The sequence below is a fragment of the Candidatus Aenigmatarchaeota archaeon genome (assembly GCA_016932615.1).
Lineage (GTDB): Archaea > Aenigmatarchaeota > Aenigmatarchaeia > QMZS01 > QMZS01 > JAFGCN01.
Genome location: JAFGCN010000010.1, coordinates 33757 through 46410, shown reverse-complemented (window position 1 = coordinate 46410; position 12654 = coordinate 33757). Strand labels below are relative to the sequence as shown.

The following is a 12654-nucleotide window of genomic DNA, read 5'->3' as shown; positions in this document are numbered from 1 at the left end:
TTTGTTTTTTTAGTCTTCTGGATTTTTAGAAATTGGGGAGGATGCTCTCTCCAACATAAGCCATAAAGCCAAATCCAGCAATTAATTATGCCAGAAAATCCAGAAGCAGGCAAGCTTGTAAACACTCGATACGCAAAATCCCGGGAATACCTGAAAGCTCTAGAGGCGGCTGAAAAGTCGGGAAAGTGCCCCTTCTGCCCGGAAAACCGCTCCTTCAAAAACCCTGTGCTGAAAGTCTCTGGCGGCTGGATTGTAAAGAAGAACGACTGGCCATACAAGAACACGCTTTATCACTTTGTCTTCATCCCGAACCAGCACATCGAAAAGCTCACGGAGCTATCCCCAAAGGACTTTGAGGCGATTTTCGGGCTTTTAAGCTGGCTCATCGAAGAATACAAAATCCCGGGGGGCGGCTTTGCAATGAGGTTTGGCAATGCCAATTATACCGGGGCGACCGTAAGGCACCTTCATGCCCACCTTATCGTGCCTGAGCTTGATAGAGAGGGAAGGGCGAAAATAGCGAATTTTCCTATCGGCTAGCTTTCCTCACAAAATTAAGCTCATCCCTCAGCCGCTCCTGAACGTCTTTTGAAATTATCCCTTCAAGGATTATCGGGTGTTTGCTATGCTCTTCGAGGAACTCCGCCACGGTTTCCCGATTGTCCGAAAGAAAAACCGGCACGTGCATTTCAGAGCCGCGGTGCCCGGAAACGTGCATATGCCGCAATCTGTCGCCCATTACCCCATAAAACTCCTCGGCAAGCTTCATGGTCGGGTCGTTGTCATAGGCATGCTCGATGTCGAGGACAAAGCCGAAATTGAACCTGTCCCTGATTGTCCTGAAGACCTCAGTGTCCGCCCCGAACTTTTTCCTCCCCACGTTTTCAAGGAGTATGGGAAGGCCTGACTTTTCGAGCTTCTGGAAGTCAAAAACCGTGTCGGGATGGACAACTATGCCCTTGACAGGGAACTTCTGGCAGAGGTACCTGAGATGGATAAGGATTCTTTCGGTCTTTATCCCCCTGCCATAGCCAACATTTTTCCAGGGGGCATGGATGGTTACGTAGCGAAAGTTCTTCATAAGCGCCTGAATCTCGACGCTTGGGCGGCAGTCAAAAAGCTCTTTTGGCGTCGCAAAGCTAAGCTCAATTGCCTCAGTCCCAATGGAGTGCATCAGCTTCACTCTCTCTTCAAATGGGAGGGGAAGCTTGAATAGAAGCCCGGTCGTAAAGCCAATGGGGACCATATAATTTGATTAGGGAGTTTGCTACTTTAGCTGCTTTTTTGGCCTGATAATCTTCCGGCAATCCCTGCTTTTGCAACTACACTCCATTTCCATCCCTCCTGGAAGAACCTCTTCATAGTTCCCGGTAATCTCTTCTCCTTTCCTTATGTCTCTGACAGCAACATCGCAGAAATCCTTAACCGTTGTGTTTGCCTGGCAGGAATGGTTTTGGTACCGCTCTGGCTCCTGCATCAGTACATATTTCCCTTGAAAAAAAGAGACATACTCTCTCTCTTCATCAGAGAGCTTTTCAAATTCTTCTTCTGAGAGCTCTTTTGAGGTGTCCCAGTGAGTTACTATCTCGCCCATCTTAAAGTCTCTGAGAGCAAATATTCCTTTGCCTTGTATGAAAGACTTTTTGACAATTACCTCGTCTGTTTTCATAATATTTCCTGGACTTGAATATTATGGGCTGGAAATACGAGTTTGACGAAGGAAAAGAGTTGGTGCTTGCCACAAGCTCAAAAATCGGGCAGCCAAATGCCAACATCGTCGTGTCTCTTGGATTCGTGGATGGCGGCCTCCTTATAGCTGACTGCCAGATGGACACCACGATAAAGAACCTCCAGGAAAATCCGGAAGTCTGCCTTATCTCAGGGTACCTCCGGGTGAAGGGAAAGGCAGAGATTTTTCCCGCGGGAAAGTATTTTGACATGTGCTCTGAGAAATCAAAGGACTATAAGGTAAAAAACGCAATCCTTGTTTCCATCTGGGATGTTTTCGACCTAGATAAGGTAAAGAAAGTCCTGTGATTATGACTGGCTGGCCTCTCTACTTCAAAGACCAACTGATACTCGGAAACCCCGAGTCAGAGATAGGGATTGTCACTCTCTGGACGCCAAAGGAAAAAATCGCCGAAACGCTTGGGAAGGAGAATTTTGCGGTCTGCGGGCAGCTATATTCCAAGGAAGGAATTAATTTCATACTGAGAAACATCTTTTCAAACCCCAAAATACGCCGCCTCATAATCTGCGGGGAAGACCGGTCAGGAAGCGGTAAAGCCCTGGTAAACCTTCTTGAAAAAGGCGTGGATAAGGAAAACAACATCATCGGAAGTGACTTTGCAAGAATTCACAGGGAAATCCCTGCGGAAAAAATCGACATTTTCCGGAAAAGCGTTGCCTACTCTGACCTCTCCGGAACCTACAGCGCCGCAAAGATAAGGGAATGCGTACAGTCCCACAAGCCAAAAACAGCCCCTTGGGCAAAGCCCGAAACCTTCCCAGAACGAAAAATCGAGTTCGACGGGACGATGCCTTCTGAGGGGACAGTTTACCCAATCAGGGGAAAGTGTGCAGGCGAGGTGTGGCTTGAAATCCTGAAGAAGATAATGAAGTTCGGGGAGGTAAGGTCCAGCTTTCACGGAAACAGCTGCAGGGAGCTTTTCAACATTGCTGCGGTGGTTACCGAGGAAGACCCGGACAACATCAAAATGTACCCCTACTTCCAGATTACCAAAAAGGACATAGAGGACTACATCCCCAAAATTATGACTGGGGTGAAGGGAACTGCTGACTATACCTACGGGGAGCGGCTGTGGAATTTTCCTAAAGTAGAGGGGCAAAACTACAAGTATAATCAGGTGGACGAAGTAATCATCGACTACCTCACGAGATACCCAACCGACAGGGCTGCCTGCGCAAGCCTCTTTGGAATCCAGGACCACACAGCAAAAAGCGCCCCCTGCATGACATTTCTCCAGGCAACAATCGCGGATGAAGCGCTCCAGATGACAGCTTACTTTCGAAGCCATGACATTTTCGGGGGGTGGCTCCTGAATGTCTTCGGCCTTCGGGCGCTTCAAAAGCACATTGCAGAAAAGCTGGGGCGAAAGCTTGGCTACCTGACAGTCTACTCGAACTGCGCCCACATTTACGACAACAACTGGGAAATCGTCCAGAAGATTATTGAGGATTATGGCAACCTGCCAAGGTGCTCTCCCGACCCCAGGGGATACCTCATAATCTCTGTCGAGGGAAGCGACATCGCCATAAAGCACATATCCCCTGAGGGCAAGTGGATGCAGACCTTCACCCAGAACGGGCTTGAAAAAGACGCTTCAAGAAAGCTCCGGGACAAGATAGTGCAGGCAGATGTGATTTCCCAGGTCTCGCACGGCATTTACTTAGGAGAGGAAATTCAGAAAGCGGAAATCGCCATAAAGAAAGGGCTGAAATATACGCAGGACCAGCCCCTGGAATTATAGATAGCACACAAGTACAGTTATGGAGATTACCTTTCTTGGTACCGGCGACCCCTTGGGGATGCCCTGCCTTACATGCAAATGCGATTTCTGCACGGCTGCCAAAGAAAACCCGGAAAAAGAGCGGCTTCGGCCCTCGATTCTGGTAAAGGAAGACGGGAAAAATTACCTCTTTGACTGCTCGCCGGACTTCCGGCTTCAGATGCTTCGGAACGAAATTGACAAACTGGACGCGATATTTATCACGCACTGCCATTTTGACCACCTGTTAGGAATATTTGACTTGTCGGTAACAAGCTATCTTAAGCAAAAAAGGATTCCAGTTTACCTAAGCAATGCTTGTATGGAATTTGTTAAAGAGACTCACCCCTGGATTGACGTTGATCTTATTTCATTTAACAGCAGCCAGGCTCTGCATTTTGGCAGCCTAACAATAATCCCTATTAAAGTCGAGCACACGAGTCTGGCAGACACGCACGGCTTTGCAGTCCAGTCCAAAGGCAAAAAACTCATCTATCTACCAGACTTCAGGTCTCTTCCGGAAAAGGATTCAGACCTCCTCAAAGACTCCAATGCCGCTGTGCTTGACGGGCAATACATACTTGGAAAGTACCTAGACGACGATGACCACCTTGGAGGGCCTGAACTCATCCGTCAGATTCAGAGAATAAGCCCCTCTGAAATCTATCTTATGGCAGTGTCCGAGCACTGGATGAAAAAGACCGAAGAAGAGATTCTTAGCCAACTTCCAAAGAATTTCCATATACCAAGAGACCAGCAGACTGTCAAACTCTGACAAATGCTTGACTGTGCCCGACCAAATAATAATAAACTTCTAGTATATTTTATGCAGGGGTAGCCAAGCCTGGTCATTCCTTTCCTTAGGAAAGACTTTGTAAGACACCCCAAAAGAAAGGATTCCAGAAAAAGGTGCAGGGCTAAGGACCCTGTCCGTTAGTCGGTTCGGGAGTTCGAATGAAGCTTTTTCTTGCAAGAAAAAGCCCCAGGCGCAAAAAGAAGCAGATTCCGCTTCGCGGAAGATTACTGCTGAAGTTTGCTTTGCGAAAGTCTCCCCCCCTGCATTTTTTAAATTATCTTTGCAACTGTTGTTATGAAACAGTACTTATTCCTATTTCCAGTACAGCCCTTTGTTGACCAGTGCCTTGATTGGTCTAAGAATTTTCAAAGCAATGGTTATAATGCAAACCATATTGGAAGGATAATCGACGAAAGATACCGAAAGAAGGATTATGCTATAAACTGGATAATGTTCGAATCGATTTGGGATCGTTCTGAACCCGACATGACGGGAATTTCTCCACACGTGGATCTAAGGCCAGAGGATTACCCAATCCTTTCAGGTGTTACCTGGGGCGAACATGTAGGGTATAGAGCCCGAGCAGATTCTGAATATGTGCTAGGCCAATTGCCAAAAAACACCACGAGTCTGGTTTTAGGAGGCTTTCACTTAGAGGATTGCGTAGATAGCCTGGCAAAAGAGATTCACAATGCTGGGGTTGAAGTTAAGGTTGATGAGGACACCACAGATGCCTTTTTTAGAATAACCGCCCGCACTGGAGAGATACCCGTTGAACTGGAATTGGAGATTGACCGTTCTAGAGTAATTCCACAAAGGACAGGACTAAGCACCGATTATATACTAAGCCGCCCTTGGTTGGCATGGCGGTACAGCCAATAGCTTTCATTTCTCCAGCCGCAAGGTTATTCTCCCTCCCCTTCACCAGCCATCGCTGCAAAGTAGGCAGGGCCAAGGGCTCGCCTCCACTCAATCATTCCGCCTTCCACTATGCCGGCGTTAAAGCCCTTTAGAGTGAGAATGTTTACCGCTCGCTTTGAACGAAGGCCTGTGAGGCAAACTGCAATTATCTGCTTCTTTTTGTCGAGCTTTCCAATATTATCGACAAGCGTTTCAAGAGGGATGTTAATCGCCCCGTCAATATGCTCCTCCTCGTATTCTTCCGGGCTCCTGATGTCAACAATAATGCATTTTTTCAGGTAATCCTTCAGCTTCTTGTGAAGGTCTTTTGCGTTAACGTCCGCCATATTATATTTTACTTAAACTAGGATTTAAGCGCATAAGATAATCCTTTTAATATGAAACAACTCCTCTTCATGTACCCTGTAAAAGCATATTTCAAGAGCGAAGACAATCGCCTTGCTTATTTTGGAAAGAAACCCTCTGACCACTCCCACATGGGGCGGCTGATAGACCACAGGTATAGAAAAGAGGGCTACGGGATAAACTGGCTTATGTTTGGAAAAAAAGAAGACCTCGCTCAGCCGCAGTTTTTGGGCCTTTCCAAGCATGTAGGCGCAAGGGAAGACGATAAATACTTTTCCTGCGGCTTTACTTTCCGGGAACATATAAAGGAGAGAAAGTATGCAGACCCGGATTATGTTTTGGGGCAGATAATAAATCCTGACCCTCTTGTTATCGGCGGTTTTTGCCTCCCAGACTGCGTCGACAAAATGGCCAAGGCATCCTATTCCAAAGGGCTGGAGGTAAGGGTGGATGATGACCTGACAGAAATGTTTTTCCCAAAGAGTTCACTTCATGGCGAAATACCTCTCGACATTTCCCCGCTTGACTTAAGCAATTTTTCTGACTTCTTGAGGTCCAGAGAGACAATCAACCGTGCAGTCCGGCCCTGGCTTTCCTGGCGGCTGAGAAAGGAAGACCTGGAGTGGGTGATTCAAAATGAACTTGAAAAGTAAGCATACTCAAAAAAATCACTGCCACTATATAGCAAGCCAATCTAATATATGGGGGAGATTATTGACGCCACTTACAAAAAAGCTTCACAGACTATGGAAACCGCTGACGCCTTCATGGGAAAGCATAGCAGCGGCCTTGCCAAAGCGGCCAGAACTTTGGGCCGGCATCCCGGATACGCTGCTATGGGCGTGCTTCTGGCATACCTTGGAGGCCACCACGATGCAGCGGCGGCAGCTCTCCTTACCGGCACAGCGATAGGGGTTGCCATGAACAAGGAAACCGAAAAAGCATATTCAAAAGTTCAGGAGGGGTACTCTGCCCTTAAGTCCTGAGTGTCCCTTCCAAAATCCCTTGTGGAACCCCAAACGGGCAATTGCAAGGGTATAAAGGATTTTTTTAAGTTTTCTTTATGGACAGCGAGACAAAGGAAAAGATATCCGAGCTTAAGGAAGAAAAGTGGATGAAGGTCGAAATGACCTTTGAGGTTCTTGGCATGGCTAAAGACGTTGTGAAAAGCAGCTTAAAAGAGCACGTTGAAAAAATGAAGCAGTTAAAGACCGCCTTTGTTTACGAAGCAAAATTCAGCACTGTTGACGAAGTGGAAAACCCTATGAAAGGCGTCGAAAAGGCATATTCCCAGATTGTAGAGATGGGCCTTATGGTCAGAGACCTCAAAACACTTATTGCGCTCTCAATCTCTTTTGGCCCAAGCTCAGTCGAGGTGATAGAGCCGACAAAAATCGAGGTAAATTCCGGCGAGGTCCAGGACATTTCGAACATGATTTCCGGAGTGATTCACCAGATTGCGGCGGCCGGGGCGGGAGGGATAATTGCCACCCCAAAAAGCGTAAAATCCTGCGGCTAGATTATTGTGGCGTTTGCCCAGAGTAGATTTTGTTTAGCATTTCCAGAGTCGAGCATTGCAGCTCGTCAACGTGCTCTACCGGCACAAACCGTGGGTTCTGGGACCGGGCAATTATAATGCCCTCTGGCCGTGGGAGGTCTTTCAGGATATCCCTGGCCCAATTCATTCTATTTAGGTAAGTTACCTTGGATTCCTGACCCCCCTATCCATCGAAACTGAAAGAAACGCGTCCAAGTCAATATTCAAGAACATACCAAGGCCGTTGAAACTCAAAACATCCTTAACCAGTTCATCCCTGCTAATTTTTTCGCCCCTGCCTTTTGGAACAAGTCCAAGCCCTTTCCGGTAGTTTTTCCCCAGGCCCCAGTCAAATTTGTCATTTTCCCAAAGCAGCAAATAATCTTCATAAAGAACTGACTTCGGGGGATTCCTCAGCTTCCCATCAACAACCCTACCATATGCTTTTATGGTTTTCTCATGCGGGCTTAGGTGATAGAGAAGTGCGACTGCTCCACTGTAAAAGAGAGGGCAATTATAATTATCGCATTCGAGCATTTTTTCATAATCTTTTGAAGTGCCCCCTTCCCATACCCGGGTATTAGCTACGAGGTCGCGATGCTGGTCTATGTGTATAACGCCAAATGGATGGCCTTTGGAAACTCTCGCATTGTGGATTATCGAAAATGAGCCCTTATGGTCGTCTATGATATCTGCCCTTATGCCTTGAATGTAAAGATGCTCTTGCCCCTCAGTAAATCCCCCAAGTCCAGATTTCATAGCTTTATATACTCATTAAATTCTAATTACTATATGGAAAACACAACGTCAGGTCACCCTGCAGGTTATGGAAGCGCGATGCTGAGTGCTGCGTACACAGGGGCACCTGCGTACAATGGAGATATGATTGTTTCGACCACATTTTATGTGCCCGGCTACGAGATTGTCGATACTCTTGGAAGCGTCATGGGAAACACAGTGCGGACAAGGTGGTTTGGGCAGGACATCTGGCAGGGAATAAAATCAATTCTGGGGGGTGAACTTAAGGGCTATACCGAGCTTTACGCCAATTCCAGAAGGGAAGCGGAGGAAAGGTGCAGGAAGGAAGCCCGGGACCTTGGAGCAAACGCGATAATTGACATGACCTACGATGACCAGCCGGTGCTCGACGGGACAGAATTCCGGGTCACTGGAACTGCAGTTGTCGTGAAGAAAACTGGCAAAAAAACATCAAAGGTTTCAGAAAAGGAAGGCATGCCTGAAGAACTGAAAGCGACAGGAGTATAGGTAGAGTGCAAAGTTAACCCACTCTGCCAACCGGAAGGTAGTTAAAATCCATCTTTAGATAAGGTTTTAATTGATTACAGCTTATGATAGAATACGGTCTTGGTCTGTCAATGACTGTTTGGGGAGATGATTTAATAAAAGCCCTGGAGGATTCTGCAAAGCACTTTGGGTATGGGGTAAAGGTAAAGCCCTTACGCGATACAAATCCCTACCGGGCAACCCGGGCGTGGAGGATATATCCCGTCCCGGGATTTGAAAAGCCCTTTCTTTATCAGGGAAAACCCGCAGGGGACCATAATCCAGAGGTCAAAAGCGTCCAGATTTGCGACACCAAAAAAATCCCCCGAAGTACACTTGGAAGCCTTTTTTTACCCAGCGAAGAAATCAACTGGACCATGGAGGCAATACTTGATAAAAACGAACAATACCGGGTTTTGCCCATAGAAGTCTATGTTGGAGATGGGCTTAAGTACGGTCTTGGGTGGGGGGGTCCTGACCCAGTAGCAAGAGCAAGTCCATTAAAGCACGGCAGAATGCTCAGGAAAATTATGCCTAAGATTGACGAACTGGCAGTCAAGACAAACAAACTTCTCTTATCACAGAAGATTTGACCCCTGATATCCCTGGCAGGAGCTTACCAAACGATTTATCTACTAATTTTAATTTTAAGTTATGAGGAGAAAGACAGTTGAAGCCGCGCTTTTCCTGGCGTCGGGCCCCATAACTGCCGCAGATTTGGTGAGTATTGTCGAGTGTTCTGCAGCCGAGCTGGAGGATGAAATCCTGGCGCTAAAGGAGAAATACGGCGAGGATTCGGGCATAAAGCTGATAGATGCAAACCAGAGCTACCAGTTTATCGTAAACCCCCTGATTGTCCACAAGGTAAAGCAGCTTTCCCCTTACAGGGACCTGTCCCCTGGGCTCGTAAAAGCCCTTTCCATTATTGCCTTCAAAGGCCCCCTTAAGCAATCCCTCCTCGTAAACACTGTCGGAAACCGCGCTTATGAGTACACCGGCGAGCTTGAGAAACGGGGTCTTATAACTGCCAAAAAGGAAGGCAGGACCAGAATACTCAAAGTTACAAAGCTATTTGTCGATTACTTCGGCCAGGCGCCGGAGAAGAGAAACCTGGAGAAGTTCCTTGACAGCCCCAAGGCAGCTGAAGCCCTGGACAAAATCGCTTCTGAGGGCGAGGAAGGGCCTGAAGGGGGAGGAATCGAGAAGCTTAAAAAGACCAAAAAGCCGGAGCCCCTTGGAGACGACCAGCTGATAGCCGAGCAGGAGATGTATGACGAAGCAGAGGAAATCAGGGGAGAGGAAACTGTGACTGACGAATTTGACGAGCTTGAGCAGAATTAAGCCGCTAAATATATCTTTATTACTCGATAAATATAATCAGGTGAAAACTATGGCACAGGATAAAGGATATTTCCCAAATACCCCCAGAAACAATTACGACCGGCAAATCACCACTGGAATGGGGGGCTTTTCAAACCCAATGGGCCACTTTCTAAACGAACTTGGCGATTTCTACAGAAAAATTAAAGACAATTTCTATAGAAACCTTAAAGAAAGCTTCTTTCTTGAGCACAGGCAGCCAATTATCGGCTGGGTTGAAAACCATTACCCTCCGGAATGTCCTTACGGCCCTCCTACGCTCCCCATATGCAAAAAGAGAGTGACAAAAGGCAAGAGAAAATTAAGATAGCAAGCAGGAACCCATAAATTTACCTGGTAGTTACAATCGGCTTATCCAAGACTAAAACTGTGTGCTCTGCCTGGGAAATCTTTGAGTCGCCCTTCAGTATCCGGTATGGCTGGATGCACTCCTTCTCCATAAGCTCCCTCAAGGCAAGCTTTAATTTGATTCCGTCTGCCTTAAGCCACCTGTCCGTAAAAGGCATACCTTCCCGGCTCCTCATGTCCTGGAGAATGATTCTTGCTTCCATAGAGCGAACCGGCTTTTCTTCCAGAACGGTGTATGTCAAAGCCCTATTCTCATCGCTTTCTGTGATGAAATTCCTGCCTCTTGTGGCAAACGGCTCTATCGCTATTGCTTCGCCTTCCTCCAGGAGATAATGGAAGTCGCCCTTATGATTGGGGATTTTCGGCTCGCTGTGGACAGTGTATTGGTCAAGCCCGTGCCCGGTAAGGTTAACAATCGGCTTGAAGCCCATAGAAACTATTGTTTCCTCAATTTTTGCGGCAATGTCAGCGACATCCGCCCCGGGCCTTACAAGCTTCAGGGCTTCGTCAAGCGCCTTTTCCGCGGCTTCTACAAGCTTTGCATCCTCCTTGTCAAGGGCGACGCTTACTGTTGTGTCCGCAATGTATCCGTCAACCGCTACGCCAATATCGACTTTGACCAGGTCTTTTTCTCCAAATACTGAATCATCTCCCTTCGCAGGAGAATAGTGCGCAGCAATCTCGTTTGTGCTGATATTTACCGGCCAGGCGGGAACCCCTCCCAGGTCCCGTATCTTCTTTTCTAGCTTTTCAGCCAGGTCAATCAGCTTCATGCCTGGCTTTACAAGGGATTTTGCCTCTTCCCTGACCTTGGAAGCAATCTTTCCTGCCTTTACGTAATTGTCGATGATTTTCTGGTCCATTATTTAGTTTCTTTAAAAATAGGACTTATGAAGGCCAACTATTCCCGCGAGAAACCGCCAATAGTCCTCACCAGCAAAGAGGAAGCCCTCTCAAAAGGATATCTACTGGGCGACCAGGGAGTCTACCCTGACCAAAACACACTCTGCAGTGACTGGCGCTTTCGGGCACACACGGCATTTCTTGTGCTTCCCCATAGCAGAGGCATTCAAGGATACCCTCTCATCCACTGGGGAACCGAATTAAAATCAGTTGGAGTTAACCCCGCATCTGATATGTCAACCCAAACCTACTAAGTACCAATCAGCCATCTAAGCCCTCCCGCTGACAATCTCCATGACATCTCCATTCTTTATCTGATAATCCTTCCCCACCTTGAGCCGGGTCTTCACGTTGTAAGCGCAGATGAAATTGTTTCCAAAGTCGCTGTGGAGCCGGAATGCAAAGTCAAGCGCAGTCGATTTGGGCGGCATGAGAAACGCGTCGGGCAGGACATTTCCGTTCTTGTCGGCCAGCTTTTTCATTCCTCCGGGAAAAATCGCCAGGTATCCAAGAGTTTCAAAAACCGCCTTGTTAAGGATTGTCTGGACGCCCGTAGAGCCCCATTTTTTTAGGGTTTCCTGAATCTTGTCGAGGGCTTCCTTTTGCTTGGGGCTTACTTCCCCGATTATATGAAACTCGGCGTCTCCGGGAATGTACTTGATAATCCCCGCCTTGTCGGCGGACTTCAGGGCAAGCTCAAGGTCAGCCGCGCAGGGGACTGCGCCTTTTTCGATAAGCTTTGGCAGGTAGTTCTCCGCCCCGGGCTTATCAATTTTATTTGCAGCGACGAGAATCGGCTGGACGCGCTCCCTTAAGGTTTTTACAAAGTCCATTTTCTGGCTGCTGTCCCACTGGTAAACATTCTCAGGCAGGGACAATTTGGCGATTACAACTGCCACATCATCATCGGAAACCTTAAGCCCCGAAAGCTGTGTTGCAACGTCTTTTGGCGCCCTCATCTTCTTCCAGTTTTTTTCCAAAAGCCCCAAAAACCAGTAATTCAGCTCGTCCTCGAGGAATTTTATGTCCTCGAGCGGGTCATGGCCGCCCTCGCAGTCCTTCCCTTCAGCATCAGTTGTGCCGGAAGCGTCAACAATATGGATAAGCGCATCTGCCTGCCTTAAGTCGTCAAGAAACTTGTTTCCCATTCCCCTTCCCTCGTGAGCTCCCGGAACAAGCCCTGCAACATCAATAAGTTCGACAGGAATAAAGCGGTTTCCGTCTATGCAGTAGCCCTGGCGGGGGTTGCATTTCACGTTGAAGAACTTTTCGGCGCACTCGACCCTTACAAAGCCGAATCCCACGTTCGGGTCGATTGTGGTAAACGGAAAGTTTGCAATCTTTACGTCAATGAGTGTAGCCGCCCTGAAAAAGGTGGATTTTCCGACATTGGGTTTTCCCACGAGGCCGATTTTCATAAACTAATTGGGTTTTTGAATTAAGTTATTTTTAGTTTTCCCTAGCAACGGTCACTTTAACAACAAAATCCGTTATTAAAGAAAAGGGCATAAAATTTTAATAAGATTTGGTTTTGTTTAAATAGACCCGTATTTTTAACGATTTTGAAAATTATTGGTATCCAGTAAGGCCTGTTTTGATAAGCCAAAGATTTTACAAGATTCAAATCAGCT

Annotated in this window: 20 protein-coding genes and 1 tRNA gene; 14 read left to right on the top strand and 7 right to left on the bottom strand. The window is 47.2% G+C overall.

Annotated features, from left to right (window positions below):
- The first annotated feature begins 87 nt into the window (after positions 1-87).
- A complete protein-coding gene (locus JW727_03420) occupies positions 88-540 on the top strand; it encodes a hypothetical protein (protein MBN2095073.1) in 453 nt (150 codons plus the stop codon).
- On the opposite strand, the gene JW727_03415 is transcribed toward JW727_03420, so the two are convergent.
- Both JW727_03415 and JW727_03410 read right to left on the bottom strand, forming a co-directional pair.
- Positions 530-1246: a hypothetical protein gene (locus JW727_03415; protein MBN2095072.1), complete on the bottom strand. Its 717-nt coding sequence runs from the start codon at positions 1244-1246 to the stop codon at positions 530-532. The genes JW727_03420 and JW727_03415 overlap by 11 nt on opposite strands.
- A 21-nt stretch (positions 1247-1267) precedes the next feature.
- Positions 1268-1669 (bottom strand): SET domain-containing protein, encoded by a 402-nt coding sequence (locus JW727_03410; GenBank protein ID MBN2095071.1) that lies wholly within the window; start codon positions 1667-1669, stop codon positions 1268-1270.
- Positions 1670-1692: 23 nt separating this feature from the next.
- On the opposite strand from JW727_03410, the gene JW727_03405 reads away from it, so the two are divergent.
- From JW727_03405 to JW727_03385, 5 genes are all read left to right on the top strand, one after another.
- On the top strand, positions 1693-2037 hold the full coding sequence (locus JW727_03405; protein MBN2095070.1) for a pyridoxamine 5'-phosphate oxidase family protein: 345 nt from the start codon (positions 1693-1695) through the stop codon (positions 2035-2037).
- Between the two features lie 2 nt (positions 2038-2039).
- Positions 2040-3491, top strand: coding sequence for a hypothetical protein (locus JW727_03400; protein MBN2095069.1), 1452 nt, complete (start codon positions 2040-2042; stop codon positions 3489-3491).
- 19 nt (positions 3492-3510) lie between these two features.
- A complete protein-coding gene (locus JW727_03395) occupies positions 3511-4284 on the top strand; it encodes an MBL fold metallo-hydrolase (GenBank protein ID MBN2095068.1) in 774 nt (257 codons plus the stop codon).
- Between the two features lie 53 nt (positions 4285-4337).
- A tRNA-Leu gene (locus JW727_03390) sits at positions 4338-4570 on the top strand.
- A 29-nt stretch (positions 4571-4599) separates the two neighbouring features.
- Positions 4600-5187 carry a hypothetical protein gene (locus JW727_03385; GenBank protein ID MBN2095067.1) on the top strand — a complete coding sequence of 196 codons (588 nt, stop codon included), beginning with the start codon at positions 4600-4602 and terminating at the stop codon, positions 5185-5187.
- 23 nt (positions 5188-5210) lie between these two features.
- Here JW727_03385 and JW727_03380 read toward each other — a convergent pair whose 3' ends face one another.
- Positions 5211-5552: a rhodanese-like domain-containing protein gene (locus tag JW727_03380; GenBank protein MBN2095066.1), complete on the bottom strand. Its 342-nt coding sequence runs from the start codon at positions 5550-5552 to the stop codon at positions 5211-5213.
- Positions 5553-5603: 51 nt separating this feature from the next.
- Here JW727_03380 and JW727_03375 point away from each other — a divergent pair, with 51 nt between their 5' ends.
- The 3 genes from JW727_03375 (at position 5604) to JW727_03365 (ending at position 7090) form a co-directional block, all read left to right on the top strand.
- Positions 5604-6224 carry a hypothetical protein gene (locus tag JW727_03375; protein ID MBN2095065.1) on the top strand — a complete coding sequence of 207 codons (621 nt, stop codon included), beginning with the start codon at positions 5604-5606 and terminating at the stop codon, positions 6222-6224.
- Positions 6225-6272: 48 nt separating this feature from the next.
- The gene (locus JW727_03370; protein ID MBN2095064.1) at positions 6273-6557 is read left to right on the top strand and encodes a hypothetical protein; all 285 of its coding nucleotides are present in this window, start codon (positions 6273-6275) and stop codon (positions 6555-6557) included.
- A 77-nt stretch (positions 6558-6634) separates the two neighbouring features.
- Entirely contained in the window at positions 6635-7090 is a 456-nt protein-coding gene (locus tag JW727_03365) for a hypothetical protein (GenBank protein MBN2095063.1), read from the top strand.
- Position 7091: 1 nt separating this feature from the next.
- Here JW727_03365 and JW727_03360 read toward each other — a convergent pair whose 3' ends face one another.
- Together JW727_03360 and JW727_03355 are read right to left on the bottom strand one after the other, a co-directional pair.
- Positions 7092-7256 (bottom strand): hypothetical protein, encoded by a 165-nt coding sequence (locus JW727_03360; protein ID MBN2095062.1) that lies wholly within the window; start codon positions 7254-7256, stop codon positions 7092-7094.
- A 14-nt stretch (positions 7257-7270) separates the two neighbouring features.
- Positions 7271-7867, bottom strand: a complete 597-nt coding sequence (locus JW727_03355) for a hypothetical protein (GenBank protein ID MBN2095061.1) — start codon at positions 7865-7867, stop codon at positions 7271-7273.
- A gap of 33 nt (positions 7868-7900) precedes the next feature.
- Here JW727_03355 and JW727_03350 point away from each other — a divergent pair, with 33 nt between their 5' ends.
- From JW727_03350 to JW727_03335, 4 genes are all read left to right on the top strand, one after another.
- The gene (locus tag JW727_03350) at positions 7901-8374 is read left to right on the top strand and encodes a YbjQ family protein (protein MBN2095060.1); all 474 of its coding nucleotides are present in this window, start codon (positions 7901-7903) and stop codon (positions 8372-8374) included.
- 83 nt (positions 8375-8457) lie between these two features.
- Positions 8458-8985, top strand: a complete 528-nt coding sequence (locus JW727_03345; protein ID MBN2095059.1) for a hypothetical protein — start codon at positions 8458-8460, stop codon at positions 8983-8985.
- A gap of 61 nt (positions 8986-9046) precedes the next feature.
- Complete coding sequence (locus JW727_03340; GenBank protein MBN2095058.1) at positions 9047-9733, top strand: SMC-Scp complex subunit ScpB; 687 nt, start codon at positions 9047-9049, stop codon at positions 9731-9733.
- 49 nt (positions 9734-9782) lie between these two features.
- The gene (locus tag JW727_03335; GenBank protein ID MBN2095057.1) at positions 9783-10082 is read left to right on the top strand and encodes a hypothetical protein; all 300 of its coding nucleotides are present in this window, start codon (positions 9783-9785) and stop codon (positions 10080-10082) included.
- Between the two features lie 19 nt (positions 10083-10101).
- Here JW727_03335 and JW727_03330 read toward each other — a convergent pair whose 3' ends face one another.
- Complete coding sequence (locus JW727_03330) at positions 10102-10983, bottom strand: type II methionyl aminopeptidase (GenBank protein ID MBN2095056.1); 882 nt, start codon at positions 10981-10983, stop codon at positions 10102-10104.
- A 27-nt stretch (positions 10984-11010) separates the two neighbouring features.
- Here JW727_03330 and JW727_03325 point away from each other — a divergent pair, with 27 nt between their 5' ends.
- On the top strand, positions 11011-11277 hold the full coding sequence (locus JW727_03325; protein ID MBN2095055.1) for a hypothetical protein: 267 nt from the start codon (positions 11011-11013) through the stop codon (positions 11275-11277).
- 15 nt (positions 11278-11292) lie between these two features.
- Here JW727_03325 and JW727_03320 read toward each other — a convergent pair whose 3' ends face one another.
- Entirely contained in the window at positions 11293-12441 is a 1149-nt protein-coding gene (locus JW727_03320; GenBank protein MBN2095054.1) for a redox-regulated ATPase YchF, read from the bottom strand.
- Positions 12442-12654 lie beyond the last annotated feature (213 nt).

Excerpts from the sequence above, each read along its gene's own strand:
- JW727_03420 (MBN2095073.1), top strand. The coding sequence starts at position 88 with ATGCCAGAAAATCCAGAAGCAGGCAAGCTTGTAAACACTCGATACGCA.
- JW727_03415 (MBN2095072.1), bottom strand. The coding sequence starts at position 1,246 with ATGGTCCCCATTGGCTTTACGACCGGGCTTCTATTCAAGCTTCCCCTC.
- JW727_03410 (MBN2095071.1), bottom strand. The coding sequence starts at position 1,669 with ATGAAAACAGACGAGGTAATTGTCAAAAAGTCTTTCATACAAGGCAAA.
- JW727_03405 (MBN2095070.1), top strand. The coding sequence starts at position 1,693 with ATGGGCTGGAAATACGAGTTTGACGAAGGAAAAGAGTTGGTGCTTGCC.
- JW727_03400 (MBN2095069.1), top strand. The coding sequence starts at position 2,040 with ATGACTGGCTGGCCTCTCTACTTCAAAGACCAACTGATACTCGGAAAC.
- JW727_03395 (MBN2095068.1), top strand. The coding sequence starts at position 3,511 with ATGGAGATTACCTTTCTTGGTACCGGCGACCCCTTGGGGATGCCCTGC.
- JW727_03385 (MBN2095067.1), top strand. The coding sequence starts at position 4,600 with ATGAAACAGTACTTATTCCTATTTCCAGTACAGCCCTTTGTTGACCAG.
- JW727_03380 (MBN2095066.1), bottom strand. The coding sequence starts at position 5,552 with ATGGCGGACGTTAACGCAAAAGACCTTCACAAGAAGCTGAAGGATTAC.
- JW727_03375 (MBN2095065.1), top strand. The coding sequence starts at position 5,604 with ATGAAACAACTCCTCTTCATGTACCCTGTAAAAGCATATTTCAAGAGC.
- JW727_03370 (MBN2095064.1), top strand. The coding sequence starts at position 6,273 with ATGGGGGAGATTATTGACGCCACTTACAAAAAAGCTTCACAGACTATG.
- JW727_03365 (MBN2095063.1), top strand. The coding sequence starts at position 6,635 with ATGGACAGCGAGACAAAGGAAAAGATATCCGAGCTTAAGGAAGAAAAG.
- JW727_03360 (MBN2095062.1), bottom strand. The coding sequence starts at position 7,256 with ATGAATTGGGCCAGGGATATCCTGAAAGACCTCCCACGGCCAGAGGGC.
- JW727_03355 (MBN2095061.1), bottom strand. The coding sequence starts at position 7,867 with ATGAAATCTGGACTTGGGGGATTTACTGAGGGGCAAGAGCATCTTTAC.
- JW727_03350 (MBN2095060.1), top strand. The coding sequence starts at position 7,901 with ATGGAAAACACAACGTCAGGTCACCCTGCAGGTTATGGAAGCGCGATG.
- JW727_03345 (MBN2095059.1), top strand. The coding sequence starts at position 8,458 with ATGATAGAATACGGTCTTGGTCTGTCAATGACTGTTTGGGGAGATGAT.
- JW727_03340 (MBN2095058.1), top strand. The coding sequence starts at position 9,047 with ATGAGGAGAAAGACAGTTGAAGCCGCGCTTTTCCTGGCGTCGGGCCCC.
- JW727_03335 (MBN2095057.1), top strand. The coding sequence starts at position 9,783 with ATGGCACAGGATAAAGGATATTTCCCAAATACCCCCAGAAACAATTAC.
- JW727_03330 (MBN2095056.1), bottom strand. The coding sequence starts at position 10,983 with ATGGACCAGAAAATCATCGACAATTACGTAAAGGCAGGAAAGATTGCT.
- JW727_03325 (MBN2095055.1), top strand. The coding sequence starts at position 11,011 with ATGAAGGCCAACTATTCCCGCGAGAAACCGCCAATAGTCCTCACCAGC.
- JW727_03320 (MBN2095054.1), bottom strand. The coding sequence starts at position 12,441 with ATGAAAATCGGCCTCGTGGGAAAACCCAATGTCGGAAAATCCACCTTT.